The 23,039-nt window shown below is 53.2% G+C and carries 23 protein-coding genes; 11 read left to right on the top strand and 12 right to left on the bottom strand.

Going from position 1 to position 23,039, the window contains the following annotated elements; translation table 11 throughout:
* The 8 genes from ACIDE9_RS03025 to ACIDE9_RS02990 all read right to left on the bottom strand — a co-directional run bounded on the left by ACIDE9_RS03025 (position 1) and on the right by ACIDE9_RS02990 (position 8,318).
* Positions 1-2,217, bottom strand: coding sequence for a RelA/SpoT family protein (locus tag ACIDE9_RS03025; RefSeq protein WP_411992582.1), 2,217 nt, complete (start codon positions 2,215-2,217; stop codon positions 1-3).
* Between the two features lie 6 nt (positions 2,218-2,223).
* Positions 2,224-2,439, bottom strand: coding sequence for a DNA-directed RNA polymerase subunit omega (gene rpoZ, locus ACIDE9_RS03020; RefSeq protein ID WP_194742240.1), 216 nt, complete (start codon positions 2,437-2,439; stop codon positions 2,224-2,226).
* A 48-nt stretch (positions 2,440-2,487) separates the two neighbouring features.
* Positions 2,488-3,099, bottom strand: coding sequence for a guanylate kinase (gene gmk, locus ACIDE9_RS03015; RefSeq protein ID WP_411992579.1), 612 nt, complete (start codon positions 3,097-3,099; stop codon positions 2,488-2,490).
* Complete coding sequence (locus ACIDE9_RS03010; protein WP_019880816.1) at positions 3,096-3,833, bottom strand: proteasome-type protease; 738 nt, start codon at positions 3,831-3,833, stop codon at positions 3,096-3,098. The genes gmk and ACIDE9_RS03010 overlap by 4 nt, the downstream gene beginning before the upstream one ends.
* Before the next feature lie 52 nt (positions 3,834-3,885).
* Positions 3,886-4,722, bottom strand: a complete 837-nt coding sequence (locus ACIDE9_RS03005) for a transglutaminase family protein (RefSeq protein WP_411992577.1) — start codon at positions 4,720-4,722, stop codon at positions 3,886-3,888.
* Positions 4,723-4,807: 85 nt separating this feature from the next.
* The gene (locus ACIDE9_RS03000) at positions 4,808-5,752 is read right to left on the bottom strand and encodes an alpha-E domain-containing protein (RefSeq protein WP_019880818.1); all 945 of its coding nucleotides are present in this window, start codon (positions 5,750-5,752) and stop codon (positions 4,808-4,810) included.
* Positions 5,746-7,239 carry a circularly permuted type 2 ATP-grasp protein gene (locus ACIDE9_RS02995; protein ID WP_411992575.1) on the bottom strand — a complete coding sequence of 498 codons (1,494 nt, stop codon included), beginning with the start codon at positions 7,237-7,239 and terminating at the stop codon, positions 5,746-5,748. Before ACIDE9_RS02995 ends, ACIDE9_RS03000 begins: the two co-directional genes overlap by 7 nt.
* Positions 7,240-7,412: 173 nt before the next feature.
* On the bottom strand, positions 7,413-8,318 hold the full coding sequence (locus ACIDE9_RS02990) for a YicC/YloC family endoribonuclease (RefSeq protein ID WP_411992573.1): 906 nt from the start codon (positions 8,316-8,318) through the stop codon (positions 7,413-7,415).
* 157 nt (positions 8,319-8,475) lie between these two features.
* On the opposite strand from ACIDE9_RS02990, the gene ACIDE9_RS02985 reads away from it, so the two are divergent.
* The 7 genes from ACIDE9_RS02985 to hemW are packed head-to-tail and all read left to right on the top strand — an operon-like array spanning position 8,476 to position 15,005.
* A complete protein-coding gene (locus ACIDE9_RS02985; RefSeq protein WP_194752549.1) occupies positions 8,476-9,411 on the top strand; it encodes a serine/threonine protein kinase in 936 nt (311 codons plus the stop codon).
* Positions 9,408-10,325 (top strand): PP2C family protein-serine/threonine phosphatase, encoded by a 918-nt coding sequence (locus ACIDE9_RS02980; RefSeq protein WP_411992570.1) that lies wholly within the window; start codon positions 9,408-9,410, stop codon positions 10,323-10,325. The genes ACIDE9_RS02985 and ACIDE9_RS02980 overlap by 4 nt, the downstream gene beginning before the upstream one ends.
* Positions 10,326-10,341: 16 nt before the next feature.
* Positions 10,342-11,061, top strand: coding sequence for a ribonuclease PH (gene rph, locus ACIDE9_RS02975; RefSeq protein ID WP_019880823.1), 720 nt, complete (start codon positions 10,342-10,344; stop codon positions 11,059-11,061).
* A gap of 2 nt (positions 11,062-11,063) precedes the next feature.
* On the top strand, positions 11,064-11,687 hold the full coding sequence (gene rdgB / locus ACIDE9_RS02970) for an RdgB/HAM1 family non-canonical purine NTP pyrophosphatase (RefSeq protein ID WP_411992568.1): 624 nt from the start codon (positions 11,064-11,066) through the stop codon (positions 11,685-11,687).
* Positions 11,684-11,899 (top strand): hypothetical protein, encoded by a 216-nt coding sequence (locus ACIDE9_RS02965; RefSeq protein ID WP_019880825.1) that lies wholly within the window; start codon positions 11,684-11,686, stop codon positions 11,897-11,899. The genes rdgB and ACIDE9_RS02965 overlap by 4 nt, the downstream gene beginning before the upstream one ends.
* Positions 11,900-11,909: 10 nt before the next feature.
* Positions 11,910-13,736 (top strand): DNA helicase RecQ, encoded by a 1,827-nt coding sequence (gene recQ, locus ACIDE9_RS02960; protein ID WP_411992565.1) that lies wholly within the window; start codon positions 11,910-11,912, stop codon positions 13,734-13,736.
* A 60-nt stretch (positions 13,737-13,796) separates the two neighbouring features.
* A complete protein-coding gene (hemW, locus tag ACIDE9_RS02955; protein ID WP_411992563.1) occupies positions 13,797-15,005 on the top strand; it encodes a radical SAM family heme chaperone HemW in 1,209 nt (402 codons plus the stop codon).
* Between the two features lie 676 nt (positions 15,006-15,681).
* Here hemW and ACIDE9_RS02950 read toward each other — a convergent pair.
* Positions 15,682-16,392: a hypothetical protein gene (locus ACIDE9_RS02950; RefSeq protein WP_411992561.1), complete on the bottom strand. Its 711-nt coding sequence runs from the start codon at positions 16,390-16,392 to the stop codon at positions 15,682-15,684.
* Positions 16,392-17,810 (bottom strand): argininosuccinate lyase, encoded by a 1,419-nt coding sequence (gene argH / locus ACIDE9_RS02945; protein ID WP_411992559.1) that lies wholly within the window; start codon positions 17,808-17,810, stop codon positions 16,392-16,394. The genes ACIDE9_RS02950 and argH overlap by 1 nt, the downstream gene beginning before the upstream one ends.
* Before the next feature lie 104 nt (positions 17,811-17,914).
* Here argH and ACIDE9_RS02940 point away from each other — a divergent pair, with 104 nt between their 5' ends.
* Together ACIDE9_RS02940 and ACIDE9_RS02935 are read left to right on the top strand one after the other, a co-directional pair.
* Complete coding sequence (locus tag ACIDE9_RS02940) at positions 17,915-18,934, top strand: sensor histidine kinase (RefSeq protein WP_411992557.1); 1,020 nt, start codon at positions 17,915-17,917, stop codon at positions 18,932-18,934.
* Positions 18,927-19,673, top strand: coding sequence for a LytR/AlgR family response regulator transcription factor (locus ACIDE9_RS02935; protein ID WP_411992555.1), 747 nt, complete (start codon positions 18,927-18,929; stop codon positions 19,671-19,673). The genes ACIDE9_RS02940 and ACIDE9_RS02935 overlap by 8 nt, the downstream gene beginning before the upstream one ends.
* Positions 19,674-19,692: 19 nt before the next feature.
* Here ACIDE9_RS02935 and ACIDE9_RS02930 read toward each other — a convergent pair whose 3' ends face one another.
* Complete coding sequence (locus ACIDE9_RS02930) at positions 19,693-20,364, bottom strand: mechanosensitive ion channel family protein (protein WP_194742502.1); 672 nt, start codon at positions 20,362-20,364, stop codon at positions 19,693-19,695.
* A 193-nt stretch (positions 20,365-20,557) separates the two neighbouring features.
* Between ACIDE9_RS02930 and hemC the strand changes: the two genes are divergently transcribed.
* Complete coding sequence (hemC, locus tag ACIDE9_RS02925) at positions 20,558-21,502, top strand: hydroxymethylbilane synthase (protein WP_370583203.1); 945 nt, start codon at positions 20,558-20,560, stop codon at positions 21,500-21,502.
* The gene (locus tag ACIDE9_RS02920; RefSeq protein WP_411992552.1) at positions 21,499-22,278 is read left to right on the top strand and encodes a uroporphyrinogen-III synthase; all 780 of its coding nucleotides are present in this window, start codon (positions 21,499-21,501) and stop codon (positions 22,276-22,278) included. The genes hemC and ACIDE9_RS02920 overlap by 4 nt, the downstream gene beginning before the upstream one ends.
* On the opposite strand, the gene ACIDE9_RS02915 is transcribed toward ACIDE9_RS02920, so the two are convergent.
* The gene (locus ACIDE9_RS02915; RefSeq protein ID WP_411992550.1) at positions 22,261-22,929 is read right to left on the bottom strand and encodes a PEP-CTERM sorting domain-containing protein; all 669 of its coding nucleotides are present in this window, start codon (positions 22,927-22,929) and stop codon (positions 22,261-22,263) included. The two genes, ACIDE9_RS02920 and ACIDE9_RS02915, sit on opposite strands and share 18 nt — an antisense overlap.
* Positions 22,930-23,039 lie beyond the last annotated feature (110 nt).

Genomic DNA, 23,039 nt, shown 5'->3' with positions numbered 1-23,039 from the left:
TTACTGGATACGTTGTTCCAGCTGGTTGCCTTTGACCCGGTTGATGCGCACGATTTGCTGAATCTTGCGCAGGTTGCGGATCAGGGTCGCCAGGTGCACACGGTTATGCACTTGCACCGTAAAGTTCACATTGGAGTACTGGCTGCCATCACTGGATTCAACGCTGACATTATCAATGTTGGCATCTGCATTAGAGATGGTTGCCGCAATTTTGGCCAGCATGCCGCGCTCGTCGACCACCGTGATGCGCAGGTTGACGCTGAACAGTTTTTTCGGGTCGGCATCCCACTCCACATCCAGCCATTTTTCCGGATCCAGCCTGAACTTGCGGATGGCCGGGCAATCGTGGGTATGAATGACCAGGCCTTTGTCTTTATTAATAAAGCCCAGGATAGGGTCACCTGGAATCGGGCGGCAGCAGGGCGCAAACTGTACGGCCATGCCTTCCGAACCGCGGATGGTAATGGTATCCAGCACTTTGCCGGACTTCTCTTCTGCATCTGCCGGATGCGCCAGCAACTGGTGCGCCACCATCAGGCTGTTGCGCTTGCCGAGGCCGATATCGGTCAAAATGGCCTGGCGGGTTTTACTGCCATAGTCATTCATGACTTTTTGCCACTGCTTGTCGGTAATTTCTGCTGGTTCGATATGCATGGCGCGTAAAGCCACATTTAGCATGCGTTCGCCTAGCTGTGCCGACTCTTCCACCTTCACCGTTTTGAGGTAATGACGGATATGCGAGCGCGCCTTGCCGGTGACCACATAGTTGAGCCAGGCCGGATTGGGTTTCGCCAGTGGCGCGGTGATGATTTCGACATGATCACCATTGCGCATCTCGGTGCGTAATGGCGCCAGTTCATTATTGATTTTCACTGCGACACAACTGTTACCGACATCAGAGTGCACGGCGTAGGCAAAGTCGACCGCGGTCGAGCCGCGTGGCAAGGCCATGATGTTGCCTTTAGGTGTGAACACATAGACTTCGTCTGGGAACAGGTCGACTTTAAAGTTCTCCAGGAACTCGTGGCTGTCGTCACTCTCGGTCTGGATTTCGACCAGGCGTTGCAACCATTGGTGGGTTTGCTGTTGCAGTTTGGTCAGGTGCGCATCGGTGGTTTTATACAGCCAGTGCGCCGCCACGCCAGCATCGGCAATGTTGTGCATTTCCTGGCTGCGGATTTGTACCTCGATGGGCGTGCCAAACGGGCCGAACAGCGTGGTATGCAGCGATTGGTAACCGTTGGCTTTAGGGATGGCAATATAGTCTTTGAAGCGGCCCGGAATCGGCTTATACAAGGCATGCAATGCGCCCAGTGCGAGGTAGCAGGCTGCGGTATCCTTAACAATGACGCGAAAACCGTAAATGTCGCCAATTTGCGACAATTTCATCGATTTCTCAGCCATTTTCTTATAAATGCTGTAAAGGTGCTTTTCACGCCCCTGTACATCATATTCAATCTGGTATTGCGTCAGCTGGTTCTCAATGGCTTCCTGGATTTTGCTGATGACTTCTTTGCGGTTGCCGCGCGCCAGGCGAATCGCCTTATCAATCACCCGGTGGCGATTCGGGTACAGGTACTTGAGACTAAGGTCTTCCAGCTCATGGTAAATCGGGTTCAGACCCAGCCGGTTGGCAATTGGTGCATAAATTTCCAGCGTTTCGCGCGCGATGCGTTTTTGTTTTTCCGGGCGCATCGCCTCCAGCGTTTGCATATTGTGCAAGCGGTCGGCCAGTTTGACCAAGATCACGCGTACATCCTGGCTCATGGCCAGCAGCATTTTGCGGAAATTTTCGGCTTGCGCCTGGGTGGCAGTTTGCAGTTCAACCTTGTCCAGCTTGGTCAGGCCGTCCACCAGGTCAGCCACCTGTTTGCCAAAGCGCTCGGCAATCGCCGCACTGTCGACCTCTGTATCTTCCACTACATCATGCAGCAAAGCCGCCAGCAGCGTGGGCAAGTCGAGATGCAGTTTGGCCAGGATGCAGGCCACCGAAATCGGGTGGGTAATGTAGGGTTCGCCGGTTTTGCGGGTTTGACCGGCATGCGCCTGCTCGGCATAGCGATACGCTTGCCAGACCAGTTGCACTTCTTCTTCGTTGAGATACTTGCGGATCAGCTGGGTAAGGGGGGAATCCTCACGGTCAGCAGGGAGCAAGTCCACTTCCTCCAGAGGAGGCCTGGACTTGCGATGGGCAGCGTCGCCTTGGCTTTGCGGCATAACTGTTTATGCTTGGCCCTTTTTCTCTAACAGCTCTACGCCTACTTTACCGGCGGCGATTTCACGCAGTGCAATCACTGTTGGCTTGTCTTTTTGTGAATAACCGCTGACTAATGGGTCTGAGCCATTCGCCAATTGTCTGGCGCGGTAAGCGGCGACCAAAGTCAATTGAAAACGGTTAGAAATGTTGTCCAAGCAATCATCGACAGTAATACGAGCCATAAAAACCTCTTAATATATGAGCCTGCACAGAGCGGCAGGCGCGCTGGGTCAGGTAAGTGATTGAATCAATGACGCGTGGCAGGCAACCTGGCGGTCTAACTGCAAGCGCTGGGCGCGAACAATCGCCATCAGATCCTGCAAGGCCACGTCAAAATTATCATTAATTGTAACATAATCAAACTCATGCACGTGACGCATCTCCTCACGTGCTGCGGCGAGGCGTTGCGTAATCACGGCTTCACTGTCCTGGCCACGATTGTTCAGGCGGTGCGCCAGCGCTTCAATCGAGGGCGGCAAAATAAAGATGGAGGTGACTTGCGGGAACAGTTTGCGTATCTGCTGTGCGCCTTGCCAGTCGATTTCAAGAATCACATCACGGCCGGATGCCAGTGCATTTTCCACTTCGCTTTGTGCCGTGCCATAGCGAGCACTGTGTACATGGGCGCTTTCGAGAAAGCCGCCGTTATCCAGAATGCCCAAAAACTCGGCTTCTGAGACAAAATGGTAATGGATGCCGTCTTCTTCGCCCGGGCGCGGGGTACGTGTGGTGTGTGATACCGACAGTTTTAGAATCGGGTCTTGCGCCAGCATGGCACGTACCAAGCTGGTTTTGCCAGCACCAGAGGCAGCGGAAATCACATATAAATGACCATGGCTCATGATGCACACCATTCCGGGTTAGGCAGTGAAGAAAAAACGGATTTCAGGCCTTCGCCCCAACCTTTGCGGATGCAGGCGTAATAAGGATCATCTTCCGTCAGGCGTTGCCGGCAATCGGCGCTAAAGGTGTCAGTGCGGTATATCATCAAGTCAATCGGTAAAGCCACAGAAATATTGCTGCGGATGGTGGAGTCAAATGAAATCAGCACGCATTTTACCGCATCTGTGACATTGGTTTGATGTTTGATCACGCGGTCGATGATTGGCTTGCCATATTTGGTCTCGCCGATTTGCAGATAAGGCGTGTCCGAGGTGGCTTCAATGAAATTGCCTGCCGCATAGACATTAAACAGGCGCGGCTGCTCGCCTTTGATTTGCCCGGCTACCAGAATGCTGGCGCTAAAGTCTATGCTATGTTCCTTGAGGGCTTTGCCATCGCGCTGATGCACGGTGCGCATGGCTGCGCCGACGACACTGGCTGCTTCAAACAGCGACTGCACGTTATGCAGGTGGGCGTGTGGTTCAGGTGATTTGAGCTGTTCACGGCACAGGTTGACCACCGATTGGGTAATCGCCAGATTGCCCGCCGTCAGCAGTACAATCATGCGCTCGCCCGGCACTTCAAATAGGTGCATTTTGGGCGCAATCGCTACCTGGTCGACACCAGCGTTGGTGCGCGTATCAGAAGCCAATACCAGGCCTTGTTGCAGCAAAATACCGACACAATAAGTCATAAGAAAAGAGGAAGGTTAATGTTTAAAAGTCATCATAGCATGCACGGGCAAGCTACTGCTGCGCACTTTGTGCCTGCTGCCGTAGCTGTTGTTTATGCTGCTCGCGCTGTTTATCTGTCAGGCCAATGTGCTGGTTGACACTGACCATGCTCGCCATGCCTTCTGTGCCGCCACCGATACGCGAACCCGTGATCGGACTGGCGCTACGATAGTCCAGGCCAGTGGCCAATCTGACATGCGTTTCGTTTACCAATGTGCCGTTAGACACATCCAGCCCTAGCCATTGATCGTGTTGCCACACATCCACCCAGGCATGCGTTTGCATCAAGTTGCCGTTTTCGGTGAACAGATAACCGCTGACATACCGTGCGGGCAGCCCCAGGCTGTGGCAACAGCCAATAAAAGCATGCGCATGGTCCTGGCAAACCCCTTTGCCAAGCCTGAAGGCCTCGGCTGCCGAGGTATCGACCTGGGTCGCGCCTGAGATGTATTGCATCTGCGCGCGCAGTGCCTGCATCATGTCTGTGAGTGGGGCCTTGGCAAAACGCTGGGCAAACGTCGTCATGGCGGCATCGGCCTGGGTCAATGGCGTATCGCGCAGAAAAATCTCCACTGGCAATGGTTGGTGCGCGTCCATATCCGCCACGCCGGTTTCTACTTCGCCGCATACGGCGATGAGCAATTCATTATGCGGCTGGTCGATGACCAGGGTATGCGCCAGATTGCCAAATGCATCCTCAAACGCAGCCAGCTGCCCGTTGACCTTGATTTGCCAATGGTTGACTTGCTGGCCGTGACCATTGCGTGGTGTCAGGCGCAGTTGCTGAATGGTGTATTGCGCCATATCACTGAAAGCATAGTGGGTCTGGTGTTCAATATTGAGCAGCATGTGTGTGGTGTGCCAAAGTAAAAAAGCGCAGCGCTGTGTTAAACAGTCTGCGCATGAGGGGGTTCATGGCAATCTATTGTCGTTGTCAGGCCGTCGCACTTAAAAAATTGCGTTGTATTTCTTCACCCAGTTTGCGGTTGGCCAGAATAAATTCATCCAAAAAGTGGTGTACGCCATCTTTCAAAATATCCAGCATGCGGCCGTAGTGCAGCCTGGCATGCATTTGTCCGGCCAGGCGCTCGGCCTCGGTTTGGCGGCTACCGGCCACCTGGCGCAAAATTGGCATGATTTCAGCGTAACAGGCGTGCAGTGAACGTGGCATGTCTTCACGCAAAATGAGTAGCTCAGAGACTTTCATTGGCTCAATCGCATCGCGGTAGACTTTCTGATAGGCCTGGAAGGCTGATACCGAGCGCAATACCGCGCTCCATTCGTAATAATCCACCGCGCCGTCATTCGCTTCCTGCATGGGGATTAAAAACTCATATTTCACATCGAGCAGGCGTGCCGTGTTGTCGGCGCGTTCCATAAACGTGCCCAGGCGCACAAAGCTAAATGCTTCGTCGCGCAGCATGGTGCCAAAGCACACGCCGCGGAACAAATGCGAGCGGCTTTTGACCCATTCACAAAACTCGCTCAAGCCAGTCTGTGTCAGGTCCTGCTTGATATATTGGCCAAATTCCAGCCACAGCGTATTCATGTTTTCCCAGGTTTCTGTGGTCATGGCCACGCGCACTGCACGCGCATTTTCACGTGCGCTACGCAACGAGCTGTAGATGCTCGAAGGATTACTGCTATCCATGACCAGATGTTTAATCACATTGGCGGCATTGAGCTCTTTATAGGTTTTGTCATAAATGTCGCGGATACCGGCAATTTCCAATACCGTATCCCAGAGTTCTTCTTCGTTGCTGCTGTCAGAAGGCAGCAACGACATGTTGTAAGTCACATCCAGCACGCGTGCAACGTTTTCGGTGCGCTCGATATAACGCGCCATCCAATATAAATGATCTGCGGTACGACTTAACATATCACGGCCTCTTGATTCGCTTGTTGTGCAGCCATTTGCGACTGCATGGTTTCTACACTGACATCATCGCGTTCCAGCACCCAGGTATCTTTGGTGCCGCCGCCTTGTGAGGAGTTAACCACCAATGAGCCTTCCTTGAGCGCCACGCGCGAGAGGCCACCGGGCACCACACTGACGGTTTTGCCCGACAGCACAAAGGGGCGCAGGTCAACATGGCGCGGTGCAATGCCCTGGTCGACCAGCGTTGGGCAGGTAGACAGCGCCAGCGTAGGCTGTGCAATGTAGTTGGCTGGTTTGGAGACAATCCGTAAACGGAATTCTTCGATTTCCTGCTTGCTGGCAGTCGGGCCGACCAGCATGCCGTAGCCGCCGGAGCCTTGTACTTCTTTCACGACCAGCTCGGGCAGATGATCCAGCACGTAGGCCAGATCATCTTCCTTGCTGAGTTGATACGTAGGCACGTTCTGCAGGATGGGAGACTCACCCAGATAGAACTTAATCATCTCCGGCACGTAGACATACGTCGCCTTGTCATCAGCCACGCCGGTGCCTACGGCGTTAGCTAACGTGACGCCACCATTGCGGTAGACGGAGAGCAGACCTGGCACGCCCAACAGGGAGTCGGGCTTGAACACCAGAGGGTCAAGGAAGTCGTCGTCGATGCGGCGGTAAATCACATCCACCCTTTGCGGGCCTTGTGTGGTGCGCATGTAGACGGCGTTATTACGGACAAACAAATCTTGGCCTTCCACCAGCTCGATGCCCATTTGCTGGGCGAGGAAGGCATGTTCAAAGTAGGCGCTGTTATAAGCGCCTGGAGAAAGCAGGACCACAGTCGGGTCAGTGACACCGGTTTGCGCGACCGAGCGCAAATTGTTGAGTAACACGTGTGGGTAATGCTCGACCGGCGCAATCGGGTATTTTTTAAATAAATCCGGGAATAACCGCATCATCATTTTGCGGTCTTCCAGCATGTAAGAGACCCCTGAAGGCGTACGCAAATTATCTTCCAGCACATAAAACTGCGATTCGCTGGTGCGCACCAAGTCGATACCGGCCACATGCGCATAGACCTGGTTAGGCACATTGACGCCCACCATTTCCGGGCGGTATTGCGAATTGCTTAAAATACTATTGGGGACGATGCCGGCTTTGATAATTTCCTGGTCATGATAAATATCATGCAGAAACATATTGAGTGCGCGCACGCGTTGCACGGCGCCTTTGGCTAGATGTGCCCACTCACTGGCAGAAATCATGCGCGGAATCACGTCAAACGGAATCAAACGCTCGGCACCGTCTTCTTCACCATAAACGTTAAATGTAATGCCCACGCGGCGAAACAATACTTCAGCTTCGGCACGCTTGGCTGCCAGCTGTTGTGTGGGTACATCGCTTAACCAGCGGTTATACGCCTGGTAAATCGCCCGGACATTGCCCCCATAGCCCTGCATTTCATCGAAAAACTGTTTGGCCGATTGCGTCATGATGCTGGACCTTTGCCTTACTTGTAAAATTCAATTAAATAAGAGCAAGCCGTGTGCCAGCAAAGAATAGTGTTTTAAATCATATTGTTATTGATTTTTAGCTGTTGCTACAAAAGCAAAACGCACCATTGCGGTGCGTTTTGGCGTCACGATTTTGGTGCAGTGTGAGGTGTTTATTCAATGTTCTGGATTTGTTCGCGCATTTGTTCGATCAGCACTTTGAGCTGCATGGAAACTTGCGTGGTTTCAATCGCGACCGATTTTGAGCCCAGCGTATTGGCTTCACGGTTCATTTCCTGCATTAAAAAGTCCAGTTTTTTGCCCATGGCCCCACCAGCACTGAGGATGCGGTCCATTTCTGTAATATGGGATTGCAGGCGTGCCAGTTCCTCGTCTACATCAATACGTTGCGCGTAGAGCACAATTTCCTGGCGCACACGGTCGTCATCGGCTTGCATGGCTTCGCGCAGTTTGGCCGTGAGTTTTTCCTGGTATTGGCTCACCAGCGTGGGTAGCAGGGGTTTAACGATGCTGATTTGCTCACGCACGCCTTGCAGGCGGTCAAGTAATACCTGTTTGAGCTTTTCGCCTTCACGTGCGCGTGCAGCAATCAGTTCATCAATGCCGCGTGACAGGCCGGTTTGTACGCCTTGTGCCATGGCTTCGGCATCCACCGCTTCGGTTTGCAAGACGCCGGGCAGTTTGAACACGTCGACCAGGTTGATCGGTTGCGCCTGCGGAAAATGCTGTTGCAGCTCGCTGAGCGTTTGTGCAATTTGCGCCACCATGGCCGGGTTGAGCGCCAGTGTGGTGGCTGCGTTGTCACTCTTGAGGCTCATGCGGCATTCGATTTTGCCGCGACCGAGCCTTGTCTGTAATTGTTCGCGAATTTGCGCTTCGAACTGGCGCAGGCTGTCTTCAATTTTGACATTGAGCTCAAGGTAGCGATGATTCACTGCCCGCAATTCGATCAGCAGCAGGCCACCAGGAAAGCGGGCTTCACTTGCAGCAAAGCCCGTCATGCTTAAAATGGGTTGTGCGTTTTTGGTTTCTTTTTCTGTGGTTTTGTTGGCAGTCATTATCGCGCTCCGGGCAAACGGGACGATTGTATCAAATGCGCTATCGATATGCGAAAATAGGGCATAGATAAAAGAAACCTGCTTTTATGCGTGCCGGGCACGCGACTGAATGCAAGGTTTCCCTTAAAAAAGCCATGATTGTGACGTTAAAGCGTTAGTGAAGCTCTCTAATAAATTTGATTTTGCCTTGCCGGTAGGCACTGCGCTGCATGACTACACCATTACACGGGTGCTGAGTCTGGGCGGGTTTAGTTTCGTCTATCTGGCGCAAGATCCGCAAAAAAACACCGTTGCCATTAAAGAATATATGCCGGTGACGCTGGCGGAACGTGACGAACATACGCATATTCGCTCCAATGGTAAAAATGAAGCCGCCTACAAACATGGCATGAAGTGCTTTTTTGAAGAAGGCTTGGCGCTGGCCAATATCGAGCACAAGAATATCGTGCGTGTGAAAAACTTCTTCCGTGCCAACAATACCGTTTACATGGTCATGAAGTATGAGCGTGGCAAGTCGCTGCAAGATTACATCATGGCCTTGTCGCAGCCGGTGCCTGAGAGTTTCCTGATCCGCATGTTTGTCGAGTTGCTCAATGGCTTGCGCGAGGTGCATACACGCAAATTACTGCACCTGGATATCAAACCCGCCAATATTTATATCCGTCTCGATGGTTCGCCTATGTTGCTGGACTTCGGATCGGCGCGCCAGGCCTTGTCTGAGGTGACATTGGCGCCGACGTACACGCCGGGCTTTGCGCCGCCGGAACAATATATAGACCGTAAACACCTGGGCCCGTGGAGTGATATTTACAGCATAGGCGCCAGCATGTATGCCTGTTTGCAACGTGCATCGCCCATTTCGGCCAATGCGCGCCTGAAAGATGATACGCTGGTGCCTGCGACTGAGCTCGGTAAACAGATATACTCTGAGAAATTGCTGGCGATTATTGATGAATGCATGCAGCTGGACTACCTGTTACGGCCGCAAAGCGTGTTCTCATTACAGAAAAAAATGATCGGCATCCGCGTGGTAGAAGACCCTCGCGGTTCGCTGGTGGATAAAATCATCAAGGTATTGAATAAACCGCTATGAAATTCACCATTGCACAAGGTAGCCGCCAGGGGCCGCGGCCTTACAATCAGGACAGGCTGGCATATTCTTATCACAGGCACGCCATTTTTATGGTGTTGGCCGATGGTATGGGCGGCCACCAGCATGGCGATGTCGCCGCTGAAATCGCGGTGAAAACCATGATAGAGGCCTTTCAGCGTGAATCGCAGCCTTTAATTACCCAACCTGCACAATTTCTGCGTGAGCAAATTGCCCGTGCGCATGATGTGATCGAAAATGTGCGTTTGCAAAAACGCCTGCTGGAATCGCCACGCACCACCATTGTTGTCGCGCTAATCCAGCACAACAAACTGTTTTGTGCGCATGTCGGTGACTCCCGCTTGTACCTGTATCGAAATGGCCTGGTCGAGCACCAGACCGAGGACCACTCAGTCGTGCAATCGTTATTGCGTGAGGGAAAAATCACGGTAGATGAGATGGATCATCACCCGCACCGTAATAAAATTTATAATTGCGTGGGTGGAGAGCGTCCGCCAAAAGTGGAACTGGCGGCGCCGATCCCGCTGCGCGAAGGCGATGTCATCATGCTGTGCTCGGATGGTGTATGGAACACTGTGCCTGATATCAACATGGCGCAACATATGCTGGCTGCAGATATCAACGATGGCGTGAACCGTTTATTGGATGATGCCGATGCCGCCAGCATTACTGTCGGCGATAATATGAGCGCGATTGCCCTGCAATGGGGGCAACGGGTGACTAGCCCGCTGACGATTTCAACACTGGATTTACCGGTAGACGTCACCACTACCATGATGAACGAAACCACGGCCCCGCCCAGCCAATATGCGCTGGACCTGACCGATGACGAAATTGAAAAGGCGATTGCCGAAATACAGGAAGCGCTGGGCAGGACCCGGCAACATATTAAATAACAGGAAGTTGTAAACCATGATCAGACCAAGCCAGCGTGCCAATGACCAATTGCGCGCCATCGAAATTATCCGCCATTACACCAAGCACGCCGAAGGCTCAGTGCTGGTGAAGTTTGGTGATACGCACGTGATTTGCACCGCCAGCGTAGAAGAAAAAGTGCCCGGCTTTTTAAAAGGCAAAGGCCAGGGTTGGGTGACGGCTGAGTACGGCATGTTGCCGCGCTCCACCGGCTCCCGCATGGACCGCGAAGCCGCACGTGGCAAGCAAAGCGGCCGCACACAAGAAATCCAGCGTCTGATCGGCCGTAGCCTGCGCGCAGTGATTGACCTGCAAAAGTTGGGTGAGCGCACCATCCATTTTGATTGTGACGTCATTCAGGCCGATGGCGGCACACGTACCGCCAGCATCACCGGCGCTTATGTTGCTATGGTAGATGCAGTGGGCACCTTGCTGCAAAAAGGCCTGCTCACCGAAACGCCCATCAAAGACTCAGTGGCAGCAATCTCAGTCGGTGTCTATCAGGGCACGCCAGTGCTGGACCTCGACTATATCGAAGATTCAGACTGCGATACCGACATGAATGTGGTCATGACCGGCAACGGTGGCTTTGTTGAAATTCAGGGCACGGCCGAAGGTGAGCCATTCAGCCGCGATACCATGAACCAGATGCTGGACCTGGCTGCCAAAGGCATTCATGAGTTGGGCCAACTGCAAACCCTGGCATTGGCCAAATAACCATGGCCTTGCCATTTAATAAACTGGTCATTGCCTCTGGCAATAAAGGCAAAATCCGCGAGATTGCGCATGTGCTGGCGCCGCTGAATATCGACATCGTGTCGCAATCAGAATTTAATGTGCCGGAATGCCCCGAGCCCTACGGCACCTTTATTGAAAATGCCTTGGCCAAAGCGCGTCATGCCAGCCAGCACACAGGCTTGCCTGCGTTGGCCGATGATTCCGGCCTGTGTGTCGATGCTTTGCAAGGCGCGCCGGGTGTGATTTCGGCGCGCTATGCTGGGCCGCAACCGGCCAATAGCCTGCTCACGCAAGATGAACGAAACAACGATAAACTGCTCACAGTATTGTCACGTATCAGCGAGCGCCAGGCGTATTTTTACAGTGTGCTGGTGCTGGTGCGTTCGCCACAAGATCCGCAACCGATTATTGCCGATGGCCTGTGGCGTGGAGAAATTTTGCGCGAATTTCGCGGCACCGAGGGGTTTGGCTATGACCCGTTATTTATGGATATTGAAACCCGTAAAACGGTTGCCGAATTACCATTGGAAGTGAAAAGCCGCATGAGCCATCGCGGTCAGGCTTTGGTAAAATTGCTGCAAGCCTTGGAAAGAGTCAGTGTATGAAAAACGAATGGCCAAAATGGGTACGCGATGACGGTTCGGTGGTCTCTTGCACCGAAAAGGTCAAAGTCATGGCCGAAAATTTTGATGAACTCAAGCAAATCGCGCAGGATGCAATGGAAGACGGTTTGCTGATGGAAGTCAGCGAAGAGCAGATGCGTGCTGCGTTGCATGCGCTCGTCGATACTCTGGTTAATCCTTACAACAAGCTATAGGCTTGCCAATATGGCAGGTCTCTCACCGCAGCAAATCCTCCACGACGTTTTCGGTTACTCGCAGTTCCGTCACCAGCAGCAAGCCATCGTTGAGCACGTGATCGACGGGCGCGATGCGCTGGTGCTGATGCCTACGGGTGGCGGCAAATCGCTGTGTTACCAGATTCCTGCCCTCGCACGCGAAGGCCTGGCCATTGTTGTTTCACCGCTGATCGCCCTCATGCAAGACCAGGTCGAGGCTTTGCAGCAATTAGGCGTCAACGCCGCCTTTTTAAACTCCAGTTTAAGCGCAGAAGACAATAGCCGCATTACGCGCCAAGTGCTCGCAGGTGACATAAAGCTACTTTACGTTGCCCCAGAGCGGCTCATGGTCGGCAGCTTTTTAAGCCTGCTCGACGAAGTGCATCAGCATGTGGGCCTGGCACTGTTTGCCATCGACGAAGCGCACTGCGTGTCTCAGTGGGGGCATGATTTCAGGCCAGAGTATCGCCAGTTGACTGTGCTGCATGAGCGCTTTCCGCAAGTGCCACGTATTGCGCTCACCGCCACGGCCGATGCGCCCACGCGCGCCGAAATCATCAGCCAGCTCAACCTTGAAAACGCCGCCCAGTTTGTCTCCAGCTTTGACCGACCGAATATCCGCTACCACGTCGGGATCAAGAATAATGCGCGCCAGCAATTGCAGGCCTTTCTTGAGCGTGAGCACCCAGATGATGCCGGCATCATTTATTGCCTGTCGCGCAGAAAAGTCGAAGAGACCGCCGCCTGGCTAGTCGAAAAAGGCTGGTCAGCGTTGCCTTATCACGCTGGTTTACCCGCGCAATTACGTGAACATCATCAGCGCCGCTTTCTGCGTGAAGAAGGCATTATCATGGTGGCGACCATTGCATTTGGCATGGGTATCGATAAACCTAACGTCCGCTTTGTCGCCCATTTAGACCTGCCAAAAAGCATGGAAGGCTATTATCAGGAAACCGGCCGCGCCGGTCGCGATGGCCTGCAAGCGAATGCCTGGATGGTCTACGGCATGGGCGATGTCGTCTCCATGCGGCAAATGCTAGATAGCGGCGAAGCCTCCGAAGAGCGCAAACGGCTTGAACGCCTGAAGCTGGATGCCTTGCTAGGCTACTGCGAATCTACCGCCTGTCGACATCAAACCATTCTGCGCTACTTTGGTGAAAGCCATCCCGGCGCCTGTGATCAATGCGATAACTGCCTCCATCCCGTCGAAACCTGGCAAGCTACCCAGGTCGCCCAGATGGCACTTTCCTGTGTTTACCGCACCGGGCAAAGGTTTGGCGTCGGCCATTTAATCGATGTGCTCATCGGCAAACTCACTCCGCAAGTCGAGCGCTTCGGCCATGACAAAGTCAGCACCTTTGGTATAGGCAAATCCCTCAATCAAGCCCAATGGAGTGGTGTCTATCGCCAACTAATTGCGGCTGGCATGCTTGAGGCCGACATGGCAGCGTATGGTGGCTTAAAACTGACTGAAGCTGCAAGGCCAGTGCTCAAAGGCGAGCAAGAAGTCTGGCTACGCCGCGACGCCGAACCCGAAAAACGCATGAGCAAAGCCGAGCGCAGCGCCCGCGCCAAAGAAGCTTTTGCCGGTGCCAATGATGATCCACTCTGGCAAGCGCTTAAAGCCAAACGGTTGGAACTGGCAAGAGAGCAGGGCGTGCCACCGTATGTGATTTTTCACGATAGTACTTTGCTGGAAATCCATAATAGAAAACCGCAGACCTTGGATGAAATGGGACAGATTAGCGGAATAGGGCAGGCGAAATTGCAGAAGTATGGAGACGAGTTTTTGGGTGTGTTAGAGGAAATGGCTTAATCTGCATTAATCCTGACTTTGCCGGATTTCAATTGTAGGGTTACAGGTTAAAATGTCCGAATGATCCCGATTTATCCCGCCAATAGCCTCAAGGATGCGCCTTTGCAAGGTGATGTCACCTTGAGTGGCCTCACCAATCCACCACCACTTTCTCTGTATATTCACATCCCCTGGTGTGTGCGCAAATGCCCTTATTGCGACTTTAATTCGCATGAAGCCCGGCAAGAAATCCCGGAAGCAGCGTATGTGGATGCCTTGATTGCGGATTTGGAGCAAGCGACGCCGCTGGTGTGGGGGCGCAAAATCCGGAGTGTGTTTTTTGGCGGCGGCACGCCCAGCATTTTCTCTGCGGAGGCTATTGATAGAATTCTGAGTCATGTGCGTATGCTGACGCCGCTGGAGTATGGGGCTGAAGTGACGCTAGAGGCCAACCCAGGCACGGTGGATATCGCTAATTTTCAAGGCTATCGCCAGGCGGGTGTGAACCGGGTTTCACTGGGTATCCAGAGTTTTCAGCCGCAATATCTTAAAGCGCTAGGGCGTATTCATGACCGTGAGCAGGCATTGGCGGCGGCAGAATTGGCGTTAAATACCTTTGATCAGGTGAATCTGGATGTGATGTATGCATTGCCGGAGCAAAGCCTGGAAGATGCATTGAAAGATGCCGAAACGGCTTGCCAGATCAAACCGGCGCATTTGTCGTTTTATCACCTGACGCTGGAACCCAACACACCATTTCACCGTACGCCGCCGAGCTTGCCGGATGACGATACCAGCGCCACCATGCAAGAGGAAATTGAGAAGGTGCTTGCTAGTCATGGGTATCAACATTATGAAACTTCTGGTTTTTCACAGTCTGGGCGGCAGTGCCAGCACAACCTCAACTACTGGACCTTTGGGGATTATTTGGGCATAGGCGCTGGTGCGCATTCCAAGCTGAGTTTTCACGACAAAATTGTCCGCCAGAGTCGACATAAGCATCCTAAAAAATATCTGGAGAGTGTGGCCAAAGGCCAGATGGTCGATAGTGAGTGGCAGATTGGCCGCGAGGATTTGGCGTTTGAATTTATGATGAATGCATTGCGCTTGGTGGATGGGGTGGAAGCAGATTTATTTCAGCAGCGCACGGGATTGCCGTTACGGAGTATCCAATCTACTTTGCAGGAAGCACAGCAACAAGGCTTGTTGGTGGAGCAGAGCGGGGTGATTGCGCCGACGTTAAAAGGGCAACGGTTTTTGAATGAGTTATTGGGGATGTTTTTGCCTTAATTCCTAGTGGTAGTAGGCGTTTGAAAGGTTGTTTTTCGCTTTTACAGCGAGTTACTTTTCTTGGTTTCTTAAGTTAGAGCTTGGTTGTCTAATCAGTCGATGTGTTTCGCCTCTCGGCGACCATTCTTTCTTATGCTTGTCCATAAGAAAGAAGGCAAAGAACAAGACACCCCAGCTTCCGCTTCTTCCTTGCGCTACTCGGTTTGCCGGGCGTCCATCGAAACTCGCCCTGACAAGCCACACACTTCGTGGCTTGTTGCGGAACTCGGACAGCCGATGGCCGAAAGCTTCCGCCAATCCTGCGTTGCTCGGCGCGGCAGATGGGGACCCCGAACACCTGTGAGTACCATCCTTTAGCGGGTTTAACAAACGAATCTGTTTTTTGAACCATTCAGATTCCCACAATGTGAGTTTGGCGAGAATAATCCCATCCCATCACGCTGAGTAGCGGAGACAAAACAAGGGAGAAGGGAGCGACTGTTTGAGCTCCGCGGCAGCTTGCGTAGTGTGCAAGCTGCTAGGGCGAGTTTCGTGACCGCTTGTTTTGTTGAGCAACGCAAGGAAGCCGAAGGCCGTGATGGCTGGGTGCCCTCCTCTTTGGTTACTTTCTGAGGGGCAAGCATCAGAAAGTGACTCGCCGAGAGGCGAAAATGTAAGTGACGAGTATCTATAAGAATTATTTTTTAGACTGCCGCTCTTCCAAAACACCCCAACTCAAACTCAACACCAGCAACAAGATCGCACTCACTACAATCACCGCCAATTGCGGTGTTTGATACAGTCTCTTCACTGGCGTCCGCGCAATCGCCCGTGCATTGGCCTGATAGGTTTCCACAATATGTGACTTTGCGGTTGCGATTCGCCCGGTTAAATTCGACACAGAAAAAGAATACCCTTTTAACGCGAGTCCTTCTGGCAGATTCAGCTTTGGCAAATGCCACCCGGTCGCGTTTTGCTGCGATGCTTGTGTGAGTTGCACGCTCATCACCAAGCCTGGTGTGACAAATGCGTCGGTGTCGACTTCATCGGCTTTTTTAATACGGTGGGTGAGGGTGTGCAAGGTTTGCGCGTTGGGCACGGCAATGAGTTGTGCGGTTGCACTGCGTTCATCCGGGCGTAGCAGAATGCCACGGCCCCGACTGAGGGTGATGGATTGCTGCACAAAGCGCTGCTGTAGCACCGGGCTTTGCGGGTAAAGTTTGGCGGCCAGGCTGTTGACGCTTTCACCTGGCAACAGCGGCCACAGCATGGCTTGTTCGTGTTTGGGGTTGGCGATGCCAAGCGCTGCTTGCGTGGGCTGGGTCGCCAATAGGCTGATGGCTAACACCAGCCCCATCATTACCGGGTGTGATTTGCACTTACTCGGTGGATGATGGTGGTGGGACATTAGCTGCCTATTTGTTGCCTGGCTTGGGCGATGGCGCGGCGCACTTGTTCGGGCGCGGTGCCGCCGGTGTGGTTGCGGCTGGCGACGGAGCCTTCTAGCGTCAGCACTTCAAACACGTCGTCGCTGATGGTGTTGCTAAAGGCTTGTAACTCAGCCAGGCTGAATTCAGCCAGGTCACGGCCTGATTCCACGCCTGCTTTCACGGCGTGGGCGACCACTTCGTGCGCGTCACGGAATGGCATGCCTTTTTTCACCAGGTAGTCGGCGAGGTCGGTGGCGGTGGCAAAACCTTCCAGTGCGGCCTGGCGCATATTGTCGGCTTTGACGGTGATGCCGCGCAGCATGTCGGCGTAAATCTGCAAGGTCACCAGCAAGGTGTCAGCCACATCAAACAGCGGCTCTTTGTCTTCCTGATTGTCTTTGTTATAGGCCAGTGGCTGGCCTTTCATCAGAGTCAGCAGGCCGATTAAATGGCCATAGACGCGGCCGGTTTTGCCGCGTACCAGCTCTGGTACGTCAGGGTTTTTCTTTTGCGGCATGATGGAGGAACCGGTACAAAAACGGTCGGCAATATCAATAAAGCCGAAGCGCGGGCTCATCCATAAAATCAATTCTTCAGAAAAGCGCGACAAGTGCATCATGAGCAATGATGCCGCGGCGTTAAATTCAATGGCAAAGTCACGGTCAGACACGGCATCCAGCGAGTTCTGGCAGACGCTGTCGAACCCTAATAATTCTGCTACTAACTCACGTTTGATCGGGTAGCTGGTGCCTGCCAGTGCGGCGGCGCCCAACGGCAAGCGGTTGATACGTTTGCGTGCATCGGCAAAGCGCTCGGCATCGCGGTTGAGCATTTCAAAATAGGCCATCAGGTGGTGACCAAAGGTCACTGGCTGCGCCACTTGCAAGTGGGTAAAGCCAGGCATGATGGTGGCGGCGTGTTGCTCAGCTAAATCGAGCAACGAGGTTTGCAGTGCGCGGATACCGGCAATGGTATCATCGACCACACTGCGCAGCCACAAGCGCACATCGGTCGCCACCTGGTCGTTGCGTGAGCGGCCGGTATGCAGGCGTTTACCGGCGTCGCCGATTTTTTCTGTCAGACGTCTTTCAATATTCAGGTGCACGTCTTCCAGGTCCAGCAGCCATTCAAACTGTCCGGCCTCAATCTCTGTCAGAATCTCGCCCAGGCCGCGCTTAATATCGGTGACATCTTGCGTCGAAATAATGCCTTGTGCGCCTAGCATGGTGGCGTGGGCAATCGAGCCCTGAATGTCGAATGTGGCCAGGCGCTTGTCGAAATCGACAGACGCTGTGTAGCGTTTGACCAGCTCGGCGACTGGCTCGTTAAAGCGGCCGGACCAGGCTTGGTCTTTTTGGTGCAAAGATGACTGTGTATTGGAATTGGACGTTGTCAAAACAAAAATTCTTTCTGCCAGAAATAGGGCGCACAGCGCGTGCTTGCGCCAGTGGCACTTAATACTTATGATGCTGGCACGACATTATAAACGAACATCACGCCGTGCGTAAAAGTAGCCGCATCCCCAATTTTCGCAATCTGGGCATACACTTACGTGTATTGTTGTTGCATCTGTGTTTGCTGGCCTTGCTCACGGTGTATGACGGCCAGTCTGGCTGGAATGTCACGTTGTGGGCCAGTGACCTGGCGCGTATAGGCAGCCAGTGGTTGCCGCCCCTGTTGCTGGTGTTGGGGGCGCTGACGCTGGCATACCCTGTGATTAGTCGCTGGCCTTATCGACAAGCCTTGGCGGCCCTGTTTTTGCTGGCGATTGGCATCACTGCATTATCCAGCTATGGTTACCAGCGCTGGATAATGCCATTGAGCGCCGCACAATATTGGCAGGTGATGCTGCTGTGTGTGGCCGATGTGCTGATGTGTTTGTATTACCTGGATTTATTGCAGCGCGCTTATTCACCGGCGATTGCCGAGGCGCGTTTGCAGGCTTTGCAGGCACGTATCCGCCCCCATTTTTTGTTTAATAGCCTGAATGCGGCTTTGTCGCTGATCCGCAGCCAGCCGCAACGAGCCGAAACGGCGCTGGAAGACATGGCCGAACTGTTCCGCATGCTGATGGCCGATAACCGCGATCTGGTGCCGTTGTCACAAGAAATTGCCTTATGCCAGCAATACCTGAATATCGAAAAACTACGGCTAGACGAGCGGTTGCAATGTGACTGGCAACTGTCTGACATCCCTGCCGAGATGATGATCCCGCCGCTAATTCTGCAACCTTTGCTGGAAAACGCGGTGTATCACGGTATAGAGCCGCAATCGCAGGGCGGGGTGGTGGTGATTGAAATCAACATTAGCGGCAAAAGTTTGTTGTTGCGTATCAGTAATCCGCTGCCGCCACGCAGTGACAAGTCTGGCGGCAATAAAATGGCACTCAAAAATATCCGTGAGCGCTTGCGCCTGCACTACGACCTGGAGGCGCAATTGCGGCAATATGAGGCCGACCAGCGTTACATCGTAGAAATCGTGATCCCAACGCGCCCGCTGTCCGAGGTTGTGCATGGCTAACCAGCGCTTGTTAATTGTAGACGATGAGCCGTTGGCCCGGCAGCGCTTGCGGGATTTGGTCGGCGATGTGGGCAGCTACGACGTCGTGGGCGAAGCCGCGAACGGCGTGGAAGCGTTGCAGTTGCTGCAAGACGCTACAGTGGATATTGTGCTAGTGGATATCCGCATGCCTGTCATGGATGGCATTGAGTTAGCGCAGCATTTACGGGGCTTGCCGCAACCTCCCAATCTGATTTTTACCACCGCTTATGATCATTATGCGGTGCAGGCGTTTGAGCTCAGTGCGATTGATTATTTGCTCAAGCCCATACGCAGTGAGCGCCTGGCGGCAGCCTTGGCCAAAGCCAAGCCGCTGCAGACTAGTCAGTCACAAGCGTTGGTGTCTTTGCAACAAACGCATGATCATTTGAGCATACACGAGCGTGGCAAAGTGGTGCTGGTGCCTATCGCAGATGTGCTTTATTTAAGGGCTGAGTTGAAGTACGTGACCGTACGCACGCGTGATAAAAGCTATTTGCTTGAAACCTCGCTTAACCAGCTTGAGCACACCTATGCAGCGCAGTTTGTGCGTATCCACCGCAATGCGCTGGTGGCGCGCAATGCCATTGGCGGGTTTGAAAAGCAACGGATTGCCGAAGGCGAAGAGGCCGGGGAGACGGCATGGGTGGTGCTGGTGAAAGGGGTTCCGGAGACGCTGGTGGTGAGTCGTCGCCACCAGCATGTGATAAAGGCCACCTGAGGGTGGCCTTTTTGAGGAGTTACTTTTTCTTCTGTTGCGCTTGATCAATCACTTTGGCTGCCCAGTCGCGTCCACCCAGACCAAACGCGATGGCCAGTGCCAAGAATACGGCGCCAAACACAATCACAAACAGTGAATGAATTAATTGCATGCCAATGCCCAGTTGTTCCAGGGCAATGAAAATGGCCAGAATCTGGATGCAATATTCCGCAGAGGTGCTGATGATCAGCGCTTGCTCAAATTTGATGCTATGCAGCCAGGCAAAGACCAGGCGGTTGATAAAGCGGGCAAACAGGGTGCCGAAAATCACCACCAGGATGGCGACAATAATATGCGGCAGGTAGCTTGCCAGCTCTTTGAGCAATGAAGCGACTTCTGTCAGCCCCAGTGAGTTGGCGCCGGTAATGACAAACAGCAAAATGACTAGCCAATAGACAACCTGGCTGATGATGCCGCTCAGCGTGACTTTGTAATTGGCGCTACGCATAAAGGCCTCAAGGCCAGACTTTTGGGCAAAGGTATCGAAATGCGTCAATTCAAGAATGCGTTTCACACCAAGCCTCACCGCTTTTGCGACCAGCCAGCCGAAAAACAGGATGACCATGGCAGCCAGTAATTTAGGCACAAAATGGACCAGTTCGACCCAGAATTGATTGAGAGAAGAAAGGAAAATGTCGATTTGGTATTGCATGGATAGTCCTCCATTTTTATCATTGAATAGCGACTTTTCTAGCCACTTCGGGTTGCTATGCAGGTGTCAGCATAACTCAATCCGACTGCCTTGGGGAGCAAAAGGTTCATCTGTATCGGGCCGGTAATGCGCACGGAACAATCGTCTTGCCGTGCTAAAATGTTGCGCTAAATCCATTAAAGGTAAGATCGTTGTGAGTACATTCAATCCTCCTGCCAAGCTCGTTATTGCCTCACGTGAGAGTGCGCTTGCCATGTGGCAGGCCAAGCATATCCAGGCCAGGTTACAGGCCTTATATCCACAATGCGAGGTCAGCATTTTAGGCATGACCACCACTGGTGACCAGATTCTGGATTCCCCGTTGTCCCGCATAGGCGGCAAAGGCTTGTTTGTGAAAGAATTGGAAAATGCGCTGGCCGATGGCCGGGCTGACCTGGCTGTGCACAGTATGAAAGATGTGCCCATGCATTTGCCCGAGGGCTTTGTGCTGACGGCGACCGGTGAGCGTGAAGATCCGCGTGACGCATTTGTTTCTAACGACTATGCGAATCTGGAAGCCTTACCTGAGGGCAGCGTGGTGGGTACCTCCAGCTTGCGTCGCCAAAGCCAGATACAGGCGCGCTTTCCGCATTTAAAAATCGAGTCATTGCGTGGTAATGTGCAAACCCGTTTGCGCAAACTGGATGAAGGTCAATATGCGGCGATTATCCTGGCGGCAGCCGGGCTCATCCGCCTGGAGTTAGGCGATCGCATTAAAAGTTTTATTAGTCCGGCAGAGAGTATTCCGGCCGTGGGTCAGGGCGCATTGGGTATCGAAATCAATGCTGACCGCAGTGACCTGATGGCTGTGTTGGCGCCGTTGAATCATGTGGATACACAATTGTGCGTGGAAGCTGAACGAGGATTCAGCCGTGCGCTGGCAGGAAGTTGCACGGTGCCGCTGGGTGCTTATGCCACCAAACAAGGTGACACCATCACCATGCAGGGGTTTGTCGCCAGCGTTGATGGCAAGCAGATGCTTAAAGAAACCGTCACTGGTCATGCGGCAGAAGCTGAAAAGCTGGGTCAGCAATTGGCGCTGCAACTCGTGGCACGTGGTGCCGATAAAATCCTGGCCACGCTGGATGGGGTGAAATGACACTGCCATCGGCAGCGACCTTGGCCGGGATGCATATCGCGGTCACACGGCCACCCGAGCAAGCCACCAAGCTGACTGCGGCGATCACTGGCGCAGGCGGCACGGTGATTTCTTTTCCGTTGCTGGATATTAAAAGCCTCGACGACCTGAGTGCTTTTCATGCGGCAGTCACGCCGTTAAGCCAGTTTGACTGGGCCGTGTTTATCAGCAGCAATGCCGTGCAATATGGCATGCCTTTGTTGCAACAGGCAGGTATTTCACCTGCGCTAAAATTTGCTGCAATTGGTCCAACCACAGCCGCCAGCTTGCAAGGTTTTGGCGTGACAGAGGTGCTCACACCGAGCGAACGATTTGACAGCGAAGCCTTGCTGGCGCTACCGGCATTGCAACAGATGCAAGGGCAGCGCGTACTGATTGTGCGTGGCGTGGGTGGGCGTGAGGTATTAGCCGACACCTTAAAACAGCGTGGCGCGGAAGTGGTGTTTGGTGAATGCTACCGCCGTGTGAATCCGCAAAGCAGCGCCCAGCCATTAAAGCAGGCCTATGCCAACGGCCAGTTACAAGGCATCGTTGTCACCAGCAGCGAAGCCTTGCGTTTTTTATTGGCACTGGCGGGCGAGGGTGACTGGTTAAAAGCGACGCCTGTATTCGTTAACCATGCACGCATCGCCGAGCAGGCGTGTGAATCCGGTTTGACCGCGTTTAGCGCAGACCAATCTGGCGATGTCGCCATGCTCAGTCTGCTGCAAACGCATCTTTCAGCCTCCACTAGCTAATTTTTTGGTCTTGCGTCTGCAAGCCATCAGCCCTAAGCCAGCTAATATCATCATATAACCATCAGGTTCAGGCACCGCAGAGACATTGATGCCTGCGCTGTTGATCAATGTGATCCGCGATTCATGAATGAGCATCTGACTTTGTGCGGGTGTGAGTACCAGGCTACCTGCCAAATCTGGCCTATATTCCGTGATACGGTTTATGACGCTTGAACTGGCTGCTCCCATATTGAAAACGACACTTGAATTCAAGCCTATATTAAATGCCTGCCACGCAATCACCGGGCGTGGCGACCAAATGTCTAAGGGCGTGGCGCCACTGGTGAGCACTGCTGTGTGCGTGATGTCGAATAGCACGTTGCTGCCAATAGTCAGGTTGCCGGACAGGGTTGATAAGCTGATTTCCGGCGCGTAGAGGCTGAGGTTGTTGAGTGTCAGGTCACCACCGGCGAACACTGATATCAGACTGTCAGACTTGAGCCAGCCGCCATCCAGACTCAGGTTTCCAGTACAGGCTAATGAGATCCCACTGCCTGCTGACAGAGACATGTCGCCGGAGCAACTCGTGCTTGCCAGGCTGATTTCTGCACTGGCGTGACTCGCCAACGGCAAACAGACAAGCAAACAGGACAATACTGACAGGCGTAACATCTCAACACTCCTTTACATGCGGCATTGCAGTGTAATAGGGTGTGCGCCAACGTTGGATGATGCTTTAATGAAGCGCAGACTAGTCCATGGGGATGGCGGGATTATATGAT

The sequence above is a fragment of the Methylophilus sp. 'Pure River' genome (assembly GCF_046765995.1).
Classification (GTDB): Bacteria; Pseudomonadota; Gammaproteobacteria; order Burkholderiales; family Methylophilaceae; genus Methylophilus.
The sequence above is the reverse complement of the archived record's forward strand: the minus strand, read 5'-3'. Positions and strand labels throughout refer to the sequence as shown.